Annotated in this window: 11 protein-coding genes and 3 pseudogenes; 6 read left to right on the plus strand and 8 right to left on the minus strand. The window is 40.8% G+C overall.

Features of this window, described 5'->3' with window-relative positions:
• Position 1: 1 nt before the first annotated feature.
• Positions 2 to 556: a flavodoxin family protein gene (locus MMP72_RS08795; protein ID WP_241316455.1), complete on the minus strand. Its 555-nt coding sequence runs from the start codon at positions 554 to 556 to the stop codon at positions 2 to 4.
• 116 nt (positions 557 to 672) lie between these two features.
• Here MMP72_RS08795 and MMP72_RS08800 point away from each other — a divergent pair, with 116 nt between their 5' ends.
• Positions 673 to 1,053 (plus strand): helix-turn-helix domain-containing protein, encoded by a 381-nt coding sequence (locus tag MMP72_RS08800; protein WP_241316457.1) that lies wholly within the window; start codon positions 673 to 675, stop codon positions 1,051 to 1,053.
• Positions 1,054 to 1,112: 59 nt separating this feature from the next.
• Here the strand turns inward: MMP72_RS08800 and MMP72_RS08805 are convergent.
• The 5 genes and pseudogenes from MMP72_RS08805 to lolA form a co-directional block, all read right to left on the minus strand.
• Positions 1,113 to 1,586 (minus strand): annotated as a pseudogene (locus tag MMP72_RS08805) (tRNA (cytidine(34)-2'-O)-methyltransferase); the annotation flags it as partial.
• Positions 1,587 to 1,646: 60 nt separating this feature from the next.
• Positions 1,647 to 3,038: pseudogene (gene cysG / locus MMP72_RS08810) on the minus strand (siroheme synthase CysG); the annotation flags it as partial.
• 66 nt (positions 3,039 to 3,104) lie between these two features.
• Positions 3,105 to 4,376, minus strand: coding sequence for a serine--tRNA ligase (gene serS / locus MMP72_RS08815; protein ID WP_241316463.1), 1,272 nt, complete (start codon positions 4,374 to 4,376; stop codon positions 3,105 to 3,107).
• A gap of 131 nt (positions 4,377 to 4,507) precedes the next feature.
• Positions 4,508 to 5,275 carry an RsiV family protein gene (locus MMP72_RS08820; protein ID WP_277606357.1) on the minus strand — a complete coding sequence of 256 codons (768 nt, stop codon included), beginning with the start codon at positions 5,273 to 5,275 and terminating at the stop codon, positions 4,508 to 4,510.
• Positions 5,276 to 5,396: 121 nt separating this feature from the next.
• Positions 5,397 to 6,092 carry an outer membrane lipoprotein chaperone LolA gene (gene lolA / locus MMP72_RS08825; RefSeq protein ID WP_241316464.1) on the minus strand — a complete coding sequence of 232 codons (696 nt, stop codon included), beginning with the start codon at positions 6,090 to 6,092 and terminating at the stop codon, positions 5,397 to 5,399.
• Between the two features lie 285 nt (positions 6,093 to 6,377).
• Between lolA and MMP72_RS08830 the strand changes: the two genes are divergently transcribed.
• Positions 6,378 to 7,256 carry a pirin family protein gene (locus MMP72_RS08830; protein WP_241316466.1) on the plus strand — a complete coding sequence of 293 codons (879 nt, stop codon included), beginning with the start codon at positions 6,378 to 6,380 and terminating at the stop codon, positions 7,254 to 7,256.
• Between the two features lie 58 nt (positions 7,257 to 7,314).
• Here MMP72_RS08830 and rpmA read toward each other — a convergent pair whose 3' ends face one another.
• Both rpmA and rplU read right to left on the minus strand, forming a co-directional pair.
• On the minus strand, positions 7,315 to 7,569 hold the full coding sequence (gene rpmA / locus MMP72_RS08835) for a 50S ribosomal protein L27 (protein ID WP_005296333.1): 255 nt from the start codon (positions 7,567 to 7,569) through the stop codon (positions 7,315 to 7,317).
• A gap of 18 nt (positions 7,570 to 7,587) precedes the next feature.
• Entirely contained in the window at positions 7,588 to 7,899 is a 312-nt protein-coding gene (rplU, locus tag MMP72_RS08840; RefSeq protein WP_241316468.1) for a 50S ribosomal protein L21, read from the minus strand.
• A gap of 451 nt (positions 7,900 to 8,350) precedes the next feature.
• On the opposite strand from rplU, the gene MMP72_RS08845 reads away from it, so the two are divergent.
• The 4 genes and pseudogenes from MMP72_RS08845 (at position 8,351) to MMP72_RS08860 (ending at position 13,402) form a co-directional block, all read left to right on the plus strand.
• Entirely contained in the window at positions 8,351 to 9,328 is a 978-nt protein-coding gene (locus MMP72_RS08845) for an All-trans-nonaprenyl-diphosphate synthase (protein ID WP_241316470.1), read from the plus strand.
• 14 nt (positions 9,329 to 9,342) lie between these two features.
• Positions 9,343 to 11,385 (plus strand): site-specific recombinase, encoded by a 2,043-nt coding sequence (locus MMP72_RS08850; protein ID WP_241316472.1) that lies wholly within the window; start codon positions 9,343 to 9,345, stop codon positions 11,383 to 11,385.
• A gap of 158 nt (positions 11,386 to 11,543) precedes the next feature.
• A pseudogene (locus MMP72_RS08855) lies at positions 11,544 to 12,192 on the plus strand (phosphatase PAP2 family protein).
• Positions 12,179 to 13,402, plus strand: a complete 1,224-nt coding sequence (locus MMP72_RS08860; protein WP_241316474.1) for an AdeA/AdeI family multidrug efflux RND transporter periplasmic adaptor subunit — start codon at positions 12,179 to 12,181, stop codon at positions 13,400 to 13,402. Before MMP72_RS08855 ends, MMP72_RS08860 begins: the two are co-directional and overlap by 14 nt.
• Positions 13,403 to 13,412: the final 10 nt, after the last annotated feature.

Raw genomic sequence — 13,412 nt, forward strand, 5'->3', positions numbered from 1 at the left:
ATCAGCCCACAAACTTATTGCTAATACTTTGAATACGTATTGCATAAGCTTTGACCGTGTCTAAATCACCTTGTGGAATTTCATCTGCTGACGCATCAGCAGGACTCTGTACCATTGCCCCACCAAAACTTCCCATATAATTGATATCATTATGTGTCGCCGCTTTGGTATTGGAAGGTAAAATACCCAAGCTGACCCAAAGACCACCATGCTGGAATGCCAATGCCTGTAACTGAATCAACGTCATTTGCTTATCACCATTCAGGCTTCCACTGTTGGTAAATCCGCCAAAAATCTTATCTTGCCAAGCTCGTGTAAACCAACGTTTAGAAGAATCATCCGCAAATTTCTTAAACTGCCAAGGTGTCGAAGCCATATAAGTCGGCACACCAAAGACAATTGCATCGGCTTGATCTAATGTCTGCCAATCTTGTTCTGTAATATCCCCTTTTTGATCAATTTCAATTCGAGTAGCATCAATTGCTTGAGCAAAAGTTTCTGCAATCACTTTGGTATGACCATAGCCTGAGTAATAAACAACTGCAATTTTTGTCATGAGATAACCTAGAGTTCTAAAAAGTTCCATTTAATGATATATTTTAGAAACTAGGTGTCAATTAGTTACCTTTTGGTAACTAAGGACATCAAAGAGGAAAATTGAGGGTTGTAACGATGATAAAAGGCTTAAAATACAATGTTTATCAACAACATTGCCCTGCCCGATTATTTTTTGAAAAAATTGCAGATAAATGGGTATTACTGATCATCAATGTGCTTTCGCAAGAAGCCCAACACTTTAATTTACTCAAAAAGAACATTGAAGGCATCTCCCCCAAAGTACTTTCACAAAAATTAAAAATGCTGGAACGAGATGGTTTTATTGCACGACAAGTACAAAACACCTCGCCAATTCGAGTCGAATACTCATTGACTGCTTTAGGCTTAGAAGTCGCTGAAATGGCATATCAATTGAAAGATTGGGCAGAGAGTAATATTGAACAAATTATTTATGCCCAACAACGTTATGACGCAGTACAAGCAGCAACAGAATAGTTCAGTGAGGTTCATATCTATCCACAATCTCATGGTGATATTTAAGGACTTTTCTAAAATCAGATCAGCTCTTTGAAGCCCTGCTGTCTCCACGCTTCGTAAACAATCACAGCCGTGGCATTAGATAAATTCAAACTTCTTGAGTTTTCAGCCATAGGCAAACGTATCCACTGCTCTGGTGGAAACATAAGGCGTACCTGTTCAGGTAAGCCCCGTGTTTCAGGTCCCATTAACAATGCCACTGGTCGATTTAAATCAACCGTATGCGGTGTTGCTGCCCCTTTGGTGGTCAGAGGAAAGACATGCTCGACACCTTTGGCTTTTAAATCAGCCAGACATGATTCAATATTGTCCCAGATTTGCATTCTCGCCCATTCGTGATAGTCCAATCCTGCACGCTTAAGCTTTTTATCATCCAGTTCAAAACCTAATGGTTTAACCAAATGTAGCTGAGCACCCGTATTGGCACATAAACGGATGATATTGCCAGTATTCGCTGGAATCTCTGGCTCGTATAGGACGACATGAATCACAAATTTTCTCTACTTTAAAATCTCCCTTGAGGAGCTATAAATGCTCCTCACCTCTTTTTTTTACAGGGAGGTCGGGAGGGATTGCCATTGTAACTGTTCACGTAAACTCACCACTTCACCAATAATGGTTAAAGTCGGTGCTACGATATGATGTTCGGAGACTTTGGTGGCAATATCCGCCAATGTTCCCACCACCACCTTTTGCTCAGGTGTTGTACCTTTTGAGATCAAAGCAACGGGCATGCTTGGACGTTGACCGTGCGCAATGAGTTGTTCACAAATACGCTCTAAACCAACCAAGCCCATATACAACACCAAGGTTTGGTTTTCATACACCAGTTCATGCCAAGGCAGCTCAGGTGAACCTTCTTTTAAATGCCCAGTGAGGAAACGTACACTTTGCGCATAATCACGATGGGTCAGTGGAATACCCGCATAAGCAGAACAGCCTGAAGCAGCAGTAATCCCGGGTACTACTTGGAAGGTCACATTTGCTTCAACCAGCTCTTGAATTTCTTCACCACCACGACCAAAAATAAAGGGATCACCACCTTTCAAGCGACAAACACGTTTCCCTTGCTGTGCATATTCAACCAGTAAAGCATTAATACCATCTTGTGGAACAGAGTGATTGGAACGTGCTTTGCCCACGTAAATCTTCGTGGCATCACGGCGGCATAGTTCCATAATGGGTGCTGAAACCAAACGATCATAAATCACCACATCTGCTTGTTGCATCAGACGTAATGCTTTTAATGTCAGTAGTTCAGGGTCACCCGGTCCAGCACCCACCAAATAAACCTCACCTTTCGGTGCAGTCCATTCTGATAATGCTTGCTCAATCAGATCATTTGCCACATCCAAGTTGTCATTAAAGACTTGCTCTTTTAATGGGCTAGCGTACAAATTTTCCCAAAAGATACGGCGTTCATCTGGATTCGTAATTTTAGCTTTAACTTGCTTACGCCATTTTCCTGAAAATTCTGCAAGCTTGCCCATGCCATGCGGCACAATCGTTTCAATCTGAGTGCGCAACTGTCTAGATAAAACAGGTGATGCACCATTTGAAGCAACTGAAATCACCAAAGGAGAACGATCAATAATCGCAGGCACCATAAAGCGACAATGCGGAATATCATCCACACTATTGACTAAAATATTACGCTGTTCACATTGCTCAAATACAGTTTTATTGACTTCAGGATGATCTGTTGCAGCGATGACTAAGCGATATGGCGTTGTCAAAATATTTTCAGAAAAAGTAGCTTGGATATATTGCCCTGACGACTTTTCTAACAGTGAGCGGAGTTCAGGTTCAATGTCTGGTGCAATCACATCAACAATTGCACCAGCTTTCACTAGCAAATTTGCTTTGCGGTAGGCAATATGCCCACCACCCACAATCAGACAACGTTGCTGTTGCAACTTTAAAGAGATTGGGAAAATATCCACGCGATGCCTCTATATTTTTAGATCTGATTGAGTTAAAGCAAAAACTATGCACAAATTCGATGCATTTTAGTCGATATAAGCAATACCACCCATATATGGACGTAAAACTTCAGGAATTTCGATAGAACCATCAGCACGCTGATAGTTTTCCATCACAGCAAGTAAAGTACGACCTACAGCCAAGCCTGAACCATTCAAGGTATGCACCAATTCGATCTTCTTCTGATCCACACGGTAGCGTGCTTTCATACGACGTGCTTGGAAATCGCCCATATTTGAACAGCTTGAAATCTCACGATAAGTCTCTTGGCTTGGTACCCACACTTCTAAGTCATACGTCTTGATTGCACCAAAGCCCATGTCACCACCGCAGAGCAAAATTTTGCGATACGGTAAGCCCAATGCCTGCAAAATGCCCTCTGCATGTGCAGTTAAATCTTCTAGTGCCTGCATTGAGTGCTCAGGTTTCACGATTTGCACCATTTCGACCTTGTCGAACTGATGTTGACGAATCAAACCACGGGTATCACGACCATAAGAACCTGCTTCGCTACGGAAACAAGGGGTGTGTGCAGTATATTTAAGTGGCAAACGATCCGCATCGATGATTTCATCACGGACAAAGTTTGTGATCGGCACTTCTGCGGTTGGAATTAAATAGTATTCCTTTTCCCCTTGAAGTTTAAATAAATCTTCTTCAAATTTAGGCAATTGTCCTGTGCCACGCAAAGTATCAGCATTGACTAGATACGGAACATAAGCTTCGGTATAACCATTTTTAAGGGTATGGGTATCGAGCATGAACTGAGTTAGAGCGCGTTGTAAACGTGCTAATGGTCCCTTAAGTACACTGAAACGTGAACCTGTGAGTTTGGTTGCCGTTTCAAACTCAAGACCACCCATCCATTCACCCAGATCAGTATGATCTTTAATGTCAAAATCAAATTGACGCGGTGTGCCCCACTTCAAAATTTCTAAATTGTCACTTTCATCTTTACCTGCGGGTACAGATTCATCTGGCAAGTTTGGAATCGCAAGCGACTTTTGTTCAAGCTCAGCTTGTAACTCAGCTAAAGCCACTTCAGCCGCTTTGATTTCATCACCAATAGCGCCCATACGCGCCATAATTTCTGAAGCATCTCCACCCGACTTTTTGATTTGACCCACTTGCTTTGCGCCAGCATTACGCTCTGCCTGCAAATTTTCAGCTTTGGATTGCAAATCTTTACGGCGAACTTCTAACTCCGCCCATTCCTGTACATTGAGCTGAATACCGCGTTTTGCTAAAGCGGCATTGACCACTTCAATATTATTTCTAAGTAATTTTGGGTCGATCATAATCAATCATGAATAGAGAAAAAACTGGCTATAGTGTAAGGCTTTAACCTAAAAAAATACAGTGCGGCGTGATGGCAATCACACCGCTTTATACTGAAACAATGATCCTAACAAAGTTTTGAAAATTGCGATTAACTTGGTTCTTTCGGCAAACTCGGCAAGTATTCAGCTTTGATAAACTGCTTTGCAGCATAATATGGCAAGCTCAACTCACTCATCCCTTCCGCATAGGATGCCAACTCATATAAAGGATAAACAAACACAATACCGTTCACACCATAGTAGTAATTATCACTCACCTGTAATTGATCTTTTTTAATATTGTGCTCATCCAACCAATTTTGATTGGCAGCATAGAGTTCATCTCGCAACTTTTGCTCTACACCCTCTTTGATCAACTCACTCACACTAATATGTTTTTTCGTGGATAAATCAAAATTTACAAACTCTTGATGATACATCCCATGCGCTGCACCAGCAGGATAAGCATAACTATGAATGGCAAAGGTCGCTAAATTATAATTCTGCCCCACAAACCGCACATAGGTACTACTTTCACTTAAAGATGGCTCACCTTCTGGGACTTTTACGGGCTGATCTGATAAATCAGCAAAAGCATTCGGTTCTGCTTTTTTCATACGATTGACAAAATAATCATCAATCCACTGCTGATTGGTTTTTACCGTTTGTAGATCATAATTGGTACAACCATCTTCCAAACAAACCTGCTGTTTAGGCAACTGAACTGCCACCACTTGGGCCTGAATCAATGGAATATCACCCTTCTCTGACGTCTCTGCTTTCGTGGTCGGGTCTGTTTTAGGCTGACAACCTGCTAATGCGATAACCGTAAGGATGGGAATAAGGGGTACAAATTTTGATAATTTTGCTGTATTCATCGCTATGCAAGTCTCTGATGTTTTTCTCCACTATACAAAGCCTTGCTAGAAGATGACATTAAGAAATGTATCTAGCAAAAAGCCGCAACAAATGCGGCTTCATACTGAGTTAATCAAATGATCACTGATCAATAATGTCAGTGCCTTTTGGTGGCTCAAAATTAAAGACCGAAGCAGGAATGGCTTGATTAACTTTCACATTACTAAAACGGACGTACGTGGTTTGACCCAATGAGTCTTGCAATATCATCAAGTTCGGCGCTTTATTTGCACCAAAACTAATGGTTAAACTTTGGAAGGTACTGTCTTCTTGTTTAGGGAATAAGGTGTAGTACAACTTAGAGCGATCAGGCTGAGTCACTCGATACGACTGCATGATCTGATTGGTATTACCCGACAATAACAAGGCAGGTGTATTGGCAACTTGATCATCTAAATTTTGACGAATTGCTTGCTGTAAATCGGGATCATGAATCCAAACAGTTTTTCCAGCCGTCACAATGGTTTGTTTAGATGGGCTGGTAATTTCCCAGAAGAATTTTCCAGGACGCTCAACCTTCATCACTCCTTTAAAGGTTTGATTCATGTGTTGAGCCGTCAATCCTTTTTTCTGTACGACTTTATTATTGGTCACTTTAGTGGTTTGTTCAAAATCTGCTGTGAACCGTTGTAGGCTTGATAACTGCTGAACCAAACTTGTGGTTGCTTGCTGAGCCGATGCAGCGACAGGTGCGGCATACAACTGAGTCGTTACAACAGGAGCAAGTGTGATCGCACTAAGCGTTGCAGCATAAGCTATTTTTTTTACGAAATTCATAAAGTGAACCTTCTATCAAATTTCTACTGTAATGACGACATCTTACTGTTTTCAATCATGAAAAGAATGAAGAAAAGCATTGGTTTTGTGTAGTTCGTGTCGCAAAGTTCTGCATTATGTATGAAGTTGCAGCCTTTATGTAGAAATTGTAATAGGAAAATTTTATAAAGTCGCGGTACAACTTTTCCCATTATTTACGCGATGAGAAATAACCGATAAAGAATGAGCTAGACGAAAGATGAGATTTTGTTAGTCTAAAGACGAATCACTCAAAAAGTATAAATCATGAAAAGCCTCGCCTTTATCCATCGTAACGATACCCGCTTTGCTATTGGAGACTTCTACCCTGCACTTTCTGTATTTTCACACCATGAGCTTGGCAATACCACATCACCTTTTTTATTACTCGATCATCTCGGTCCTGGTCGTTTAGCACCCAAAAGTCATAAAAAGGGTGTAAATGAACATCCCCATCGTGGTTTCGAAACAGTAACCTTTGTTTTTTCAGGTGAATTGCAGCACATAGACTCCATGGGTAATCACGGGATTATTCATCAAGGTGACGTACAATGGATGACAGCCGCATCAGGCATACAACATATTGAAGAATTTAGTCCCGAATTTCGTGAGAAAGGTGGCTATTTCGAAATGGTACAGTTATGGGTCAACTTACCTGCAAAAGATAAAATGTCTGCGCCACATTATCAAAGCTTATTAAATAAAAATATTCCTAAAATCTTATTTGAACAGGATGCAGGTTATGTCCGTATCGTGGCTGGTCAATTTCAAAACACGCAAGGCATTGCCCAAACATTTACCCCCATGCATGTGTTGGATGTACACCTCAAAAAAGGCCATCGGATTATACTTCCTGCGAGTCATGGCGATACCACGCTCATTTATTTACGTAGAGGAAAAATTCAGTTCAGTGTAGATGAAGATATCTTAGAAGAACAAGCGATGGCGATGATGTCCAGCTTCGATACAGATGTTGAAGTGACTGCATTAGAAAATTGCGATTTTTTATTCTTATCCGCTCAACCTTTACATGAACCGCTGAATGGGCATGGCTTTTTTGTGATGAACAACTATGCCGAAATTTTACAGGCTTACGAGGACTTAAAGACGGGAAAATTTGGGAAATATTCAAACGAAAATACATAAGCTTAAAAATAGTCATAAAAAAACCCGCAAAATGCGGGTCTTTCTGAACCATTAAAGCTTATGCTTCAACAGTTACATAGCGACGGCCAAATTGACCTTTCACTTCAAATTTTACTACGCCGTCAGCAGTAGCAAATAAAGTATGGTCACGGCCCATACCAACATTTGCACCAGCGTGGAATTCAGTACCACGTTGACGAACGATGATGTTGCCAGCAGTTACAGTTTGACCACCGTAAATTTTAACACCCAACATCTTAGGATTCGAATCACGACCGTTTTTGGTCGATCCACCGGCTTTTTTAGTTGCCATGTCTATTTACTCCTCGTGTTAGCCTGCGATACCAGTAATTTTCAACTCGGTAAACCATTGACGGTGACCTTGTTGTTTACGGTAGTGTTTACGACGACGCATTTTGATGATGCGGATTTTGTCGTGACGACCATGGCCAACTACTTCTGCAGTTACTTTCGCGCCAGCTACAACTGGAGCACCGATTTGAATGTTGTCACCGTTTACAAGCATTAATACGTCATCAAACGTAATAGTTGCACCAGTTTCAGCTTTCAATAATTCAACTTTAAGGGTTTCACCCTCAATAACACGGTGCTGTTTACCACCGCTTTGGATTACTGCGTACATACGTACTCCAACATGCCCGTGTCGCCGTGCCGATAAAGGGATATATCGATCTTAAAACGTACGCCACTGGGGATTATACAAGGGCACAAATTTTAAGTGAAATTTGATCAAACAACAAGTGATTTCGTATAAATGCACACATATACTCGTATTATTTAATTTTTATAATGAAATCAGATAGATTGATGACACATTGTTTTGATTGATTCTTTCTGTGATTTGCAATACATTTTCAAAAAGTAAATATGACCCAAATAAACGCTGTTTATAGAAGGTCACAAGGCATGTGATCGCATGATTGTGTGAGAAGCATCCTTTTATGCCTAAATTAAGATCAGAAAATACATCGTCATGTTTTAAATGACACATTACGCAGTGGGTATCACTGTTTAGCAACAGATTACTTGGTACACTTATACCATTCACCCATCTATACGAGGTTCTTCTTCATATGGTCGTCGATTTCAAGCAAGACATTCTCTCCCCTGTTGCGACAGATTTTGCTGCGATGGATCACCTCATCAATGAAGGAATCAGTTCTAAAGTTGGCTTGGTTATGTCTGTCAGTAAACATGTGGTTGAAGCTGGTGGTAAACGTATGCGCCCAATCATGTGCTTACTCGCTGCTCGTGCCTGTGGTTTAGCCAATATGCAACAAGCACAACACTTAGCGGCTGTGATTGAAATGCTACACACCGCAACCTTAGTTCATGATGATGTGGTCGATGAATCTAACTTACGTCGTGGTCGACCAACAGCAAATGCAACATGGAACAATCAAACCGCCGTTTTAGTTGGTGATTTCTTGATTTCACGTGCTTTCGACCTTTTGGTTGATTTAAACAACATGACCTTATTAAAAGATTTTTCGACAGGCACCTGCGAAATTGCTGAAGGTGAAGTGTTACAGCTTCAATCACAACATCAACCCGACACCACTGAAGAAACCTATTTAAGAATTATTCACGGAAAAACGTCTCGTTTGTTTGAACTTGCGACTGAAGGTGCCGCAATTTTGGCAGGTACAGACGAGTATCGCGAACCTTTACGCCGATTTGCAGGGCATTTTGGCAATGCATTCCAAATTATTGATGATATTTTAGACTACACCTCTGATGCAGAAACATTAGGTAAAAATATTGGTGATGATTTAATGGAAGGTAAGCCCACTTTACCGTTAATTTCTGCATTGGTTCATTCTACAGGTGAAGATCATGCGATTATTCGTCGCAGTATCGCCACAGGTGGTGTTGAACATTTGGATAAAGTCATTGAAATTGTGCACAACTCGGGTAGTTTAGACTATTGTCAAAAACGTGCCCAACAAGAAACGGATGCCGCTTTAGAGGCTTTAAAAGCTCTACCAGATAATGAATATCGCCAAGCATTGATTAATTTGACTTTAATGGCATTACATCGACTACAATAACTTTCTGAGTGTCCATGCATTTAAATTTATCTGATTTATTTTTAAAAATGCAGGAACAGCTTGATCAACCACAAGCTGTTCTTGACGAAAACCTGATTATTGAATTGGTCAATCGTTTACGTCCTAAAAATCCCAATGATGCTGAAGAGGTTAAACAGCGCCTTCAGGCCCTCGTCAAAATATTATTATTGACGCCAACCTCCTCCACTTTATTACAAGACTTCATCGTCAAACTGATGAGTCAGTACAAGCAGATTAGCTTATATGCTGACAGCGGGATTTTATCTTTAGATGGTTTTTGGAATCAGTTAAGTCAACGTCTAGGTGCACACTTCCTCCCCTTAGTGGAAGAAGGCAATCAACTCAAAACACTCATTGGCAAAGTTTTTCATCAAGAAAATGATCATGAGTGGTTGGATCTCATTGAAAACCAAGACTGGATTATTCTATTTAATGTCATTGGTGAAAGCCAAAGTAATACGCTCGAAAAACAAATTTCTAAAAATGAGCTGATTAAAGCAATTACGGTTTTATCCTATCGAATTAGTGGTATTGGCTTATATCCTGAATTTATTAATGCTCAACCCGATATTACCGAATACGAATCTCCATTTTTAGCTCAAAACCGAGATATTGTTGATTTTATTGAAAAATATAAAAAGCAAATCGACAACCAAGATGCCGTCGCAGTACTTCCACCACCAGATGCTTCACAAGCCTTTGTCATGCTTGATCAATGTCGTGATGTAGTACTCAAGATTCGCCGTGCGACTAGGCGGATTGGTGTCAGCATTAGTTTGACTTATTTGCTTTCGTTATTAGAACAAGCCATCGACCGCATCGAGCTGTTACTGAGTTTATTGGCAAGTAAAGATGAAGTCCGATATAAATCAATGGGCGAACTCCTTATCGATTTAACCAAAGCCCATTATGATGAAAAAAGTGTGCGTCACTTACTTTCCTCTACCAGTGAACTTATTGCTCTACAAGTGACTGAAAATGCAAGTAAGACAGGCGAGCATTATGTAAGTACAGACAAAGCTGGTTTCTTTGGCATGTACAAAGCTGCGGCAGGTGCAGGTGCGATCATCGCAACAATGGCATCGTTGAAAATCTTAACAGCTCGATTGGTACTCGCTCCTTTTGCGCATGCATTTTTATATAGCATGAATTATTCTTTGGGTTTTATGCTGATCCATGTGTTGCATTTTACCGTTGCGACCAAACAGCCTGCGATGACCGCAGCAGCACTGGCCTCGACGGTTCAACAACAAAAAGGCAGTAAAACGGCACAAATTGCTGAATTGGCAGCGCTGATTATTAATATTATTCGTACTCAGTTTATTGCGATACTCGGCAATATCTCGATTGCAATCCCAGTCGCGGCGTTAATCACCTTTTCATGGCAATTTTATTTGGATGAACCCTTACTCAATCATGCCAAATCAGCCGCCTTATTGCATAGCTTAAATCCCTTTACTTCGCTTGCGGTTCCTCATGCAGCGATCGCTGGCGTGTGTTTATTCTTTTCAGGTTTAATTGCAGGTTATTTTGATAACTTAGCCGTTTACCGTAATGTCGGTGCTCGATTAAAACAACATCGCCGTTTCAAACGCTGGATGGGACAACAACGCCTCGATAAATTTGCCAATTACATTGAAACCAACTTAGGGGCTTTGGCTGGTAATTTCCTGTTTGGGATTATGTTGGGCAGCATGGGAACTATTGGCTTTATTTTAGGTCTGCCTTTAGATATTCGTCATATTGCTTTTGCTTCAGCCAATTTCATTCAAGGCTTAATGACCATTGGGTCACCTGATATTGGCTTAATCGTTGTGTCATTCTTAGGCGTTCTGCTCATTGGTTTAACCAACTTATTCGTGAGCTTTACCTTGACCATTATCGTAGCTTTGCGTGCTCGTCGTGTTCGTTTTGCGCAATGGAAACCTTTAGCAAACTTAGTCATAACCCACTTCCTGACCCGAACAAGTGATTTTTTCTGGCCACCCAAACAACCCGTCTCAGTGGAAGAAAGCATTACCGCAGATAAAAAGTGAGACACTCATCAAATTTTGTTATGTTTTTTTACTAAACCTTAAAAAGACATTGAAATAAATTATCATAAAATTTCAAGACTTGACCTAAAGTGTACTCAAGAGTACACTTTCAAACTCTCTATAGCCCTGAAAATGGTTATACAAATAACGAGGTCCGCATGCCGTACCTACTACTTTGTATTGGTTGGTTTTTTTTAGTTTGTAGTGGAATTGGATTATTTTATCCGTCCCTATCAACTTTAGATTCATTAAGTGTTCAAGCATTATTTGAGCATCGTTCAGCTACATTGAACCATGTCGTTATTGTGCTTTCGCTGCTTGGTGGAATGCCATTTTCATTATTTTTAACTACATTTTTGTGTATATATCAAACTTGGATTAAAAACTATAAAAGTTTAATTTTTATCACATTGAGTGTAATTGGAAGTATTACGATTGGTTGGCTTCTGAAATGGAGCGTTGATCGACCAAGACCTTTAGAGATTTACCACTTGGTCCAAAGTTATGGCGCATCATTCCCAAGTGCTCATAGTCTTTATGCTGCGACCCTTGCGAGTTTAGTCATGTTGCTGCCGCAACAGCATAGATACCGTACTCCTGTCATTTTAGTATCTGCTTTGTGGTTTATTATTATGGGAATATCGCGAATTTATGCAGGGGTTCACTACCCGACCGATGTACTTGCTGGTTGGGGAATTGGGTTAATTTGGACTTCGTTGCTTTGGTTATGGCTGTATCAAAGCAATTTCAACAATAATTTTTTTAGATCAAAAATCTAAATTGAGGTGGAACAATGATGTCGGCTAAGCTTTGGGCACCTGCCCTCACTGCTTGCGCATTAGCAACAAGCATTGCACTTGTTGGTTGTAGCAAAGATCCAGAAGATGCACAGCAAGCTGCTGCTGCACAAAAAATGCCACCTACTGAAGTCGGTGTTATTGTTGCACAACCACAAAATATTGAACAAAACGTTGAACTTTCAGGTCGAACCTCTGCATATCAAATTTCAGAAGTTCGTCCACAAACCAGCGGCGTTATTTTAAAACGTCTGTTTACTGAAGGCAGTTATGTCTCTGAAGGTCAAGCACTATATGAGCTTGATTCTCGTGCTAACCGTGCGTCATTAGACACGGCCAAAGCTTCGCTCTTGCAACAACAAGCAAATTTAGCGTCTCTTCGGACCAAACTAAACCGTTACCAACAGCTTGTTTCTAGTAATGCTGTATCGAAGCAAGAGTATGACGACTTACTTGGCCAAGTGAATGTGGCTGAAGCTCAAGTTACTGCGGCTCAAGCCCAAGTAAAAAATGCAGAAGTCGATTTTGGTTATTCAACAATTCGCTCTCCTATTTCAGGTCAATCAAGTCGTTCATCTGTAACAGCAGGCGCGTTGGTTACCGCGAACCAAGCTGCACCATTGGTGACGATTCAACAACTGAATCCAATTTATGTTGATATTAATCAGTCTAGCGCCGAGTTATTGCGTTTACGCCAACAACTCAGCAAAGGCAGTTTAAGCAACAGTAACAATACGAAAGTGAAGTTAAAACTTGAAGATGGTTCAACCTATCCAATCGAAGGTCAATTAACATTCTCTGATGCATCTGTTAACCAAGATACTGGAACGGTCACCTTGCGTGCGGTGTTCTCAAACCCGAACCATTTATTACTGCCGGGCATGTATACAACAGCGCAAATCGTTCAAGGTGTGGTTCCGAATGCTTATCTGATTCCACAAGCTGCCGTGACACGTTTACCAACAGGTCAAGCGACTGTCATGCTGGTCAATGCCAAAGGTACGGTTGAAACCCGTCCAGTCGACACCTCAAATGTACAAGGTCAAAACTGGGTCATTACCAATGGGCTTAAAGCTGGAGACAAAGTGATTGTTGATGGTGTTGCTAAAGTGAAAGATGGTCAGGAAGTTTCAGCAAAACCTTATCAAGCTCAACCAGCAAATCCACAAAATGCAACGGAACCAGCTCAAGCAGAACAAAAAGCAACTGTGAAAGCATAAGGGGCAGATT

The sequence above is a fragment of the Acinetobacter sp. NIPH 2699 genome (genome assembly GCF_022549355.1).
GTDB lineage: Bacteria > Pseudomonadota > Gammaproteobacteria > Pseudomonadales > Moraxellaceae > Acinetobacter.

Bases quoted from the DNA above. Each gene is read 5' to 3' on its own strand.
- rplU (WP_241316468.1), bottom strand. From the start codon at position 7,899: ATGTACGCAGTAATCCAAAGCGGTGGTAAACAGCACCGTGTTATTGAG.
- MMP72_RS08800 (WP_241316457.1), top strand. From the start codon at position 673: ATGATAAAAGGCTTAAAATACAATGTTTATCAACAACATTGCCCTGCC.
- MMP72_RS08820 (WP_277606357.1), bottom strand. From the start codon at position 5,275: ATGAATACAGCAAAATTATCAAAATTTGTACCCCTTATTCCCATCCTT.
- MMP72_RS08795 (WP_241316455.1), bottom strand. From the start codon at position 556: ATGACAAAAATTGCAGTTGTTTATTACTCAGGCTATGGTCATACCAAA.
- MMP72_RS08850 (WP_241316472.1), top strand. From the start codon at position 9,343: ATGCATTTAAATTTATCTGATTTATTTTTAAAAATGCAGGAACAGCTT.
- rpmA (WP_005296333.1), bottom strand. From the start codon at position 7,569: ATGGCAACTAAAAAAGCCGGTGGATCGACCAAAAACGGTCGTGATTCG.
- lolA (WP_241316464.1), bottom strand. From the start codon at position 6,092: ATGAATTTCGTAAAAAAAATAGCTTATGCTGCAACGCTTAGTGCGATC.
- serS (WP_241316463.1), bottom strand. From the start codon at position 4,376: ATGATCGACCCAAAATTACTTAGAAATAATATTGAAGTGGTCAATGCC.
- MMP72_RS08860 (WP_241316474.1), top strand. From the start codon at position 12,179: ATGATGTCGGCTAAGCTTTGGGCACCTGCCCTCACTGCTTGCGCATTA.
- MMP72_RS08830 (WP_241316466.1), top strand. From the start codon at position 6,378: ATGAAAAGCCTCGCCTTTATCCATCGTAACGATACCCGCTTTGCTATT.
- MMP72_RS08845 (WP_241316470.1), top strand. From the start codon at position 8,351: ATGGTCGTCGATTTCAAGCAAGACATTCTCTCCCCTGTTGCGACAGAT.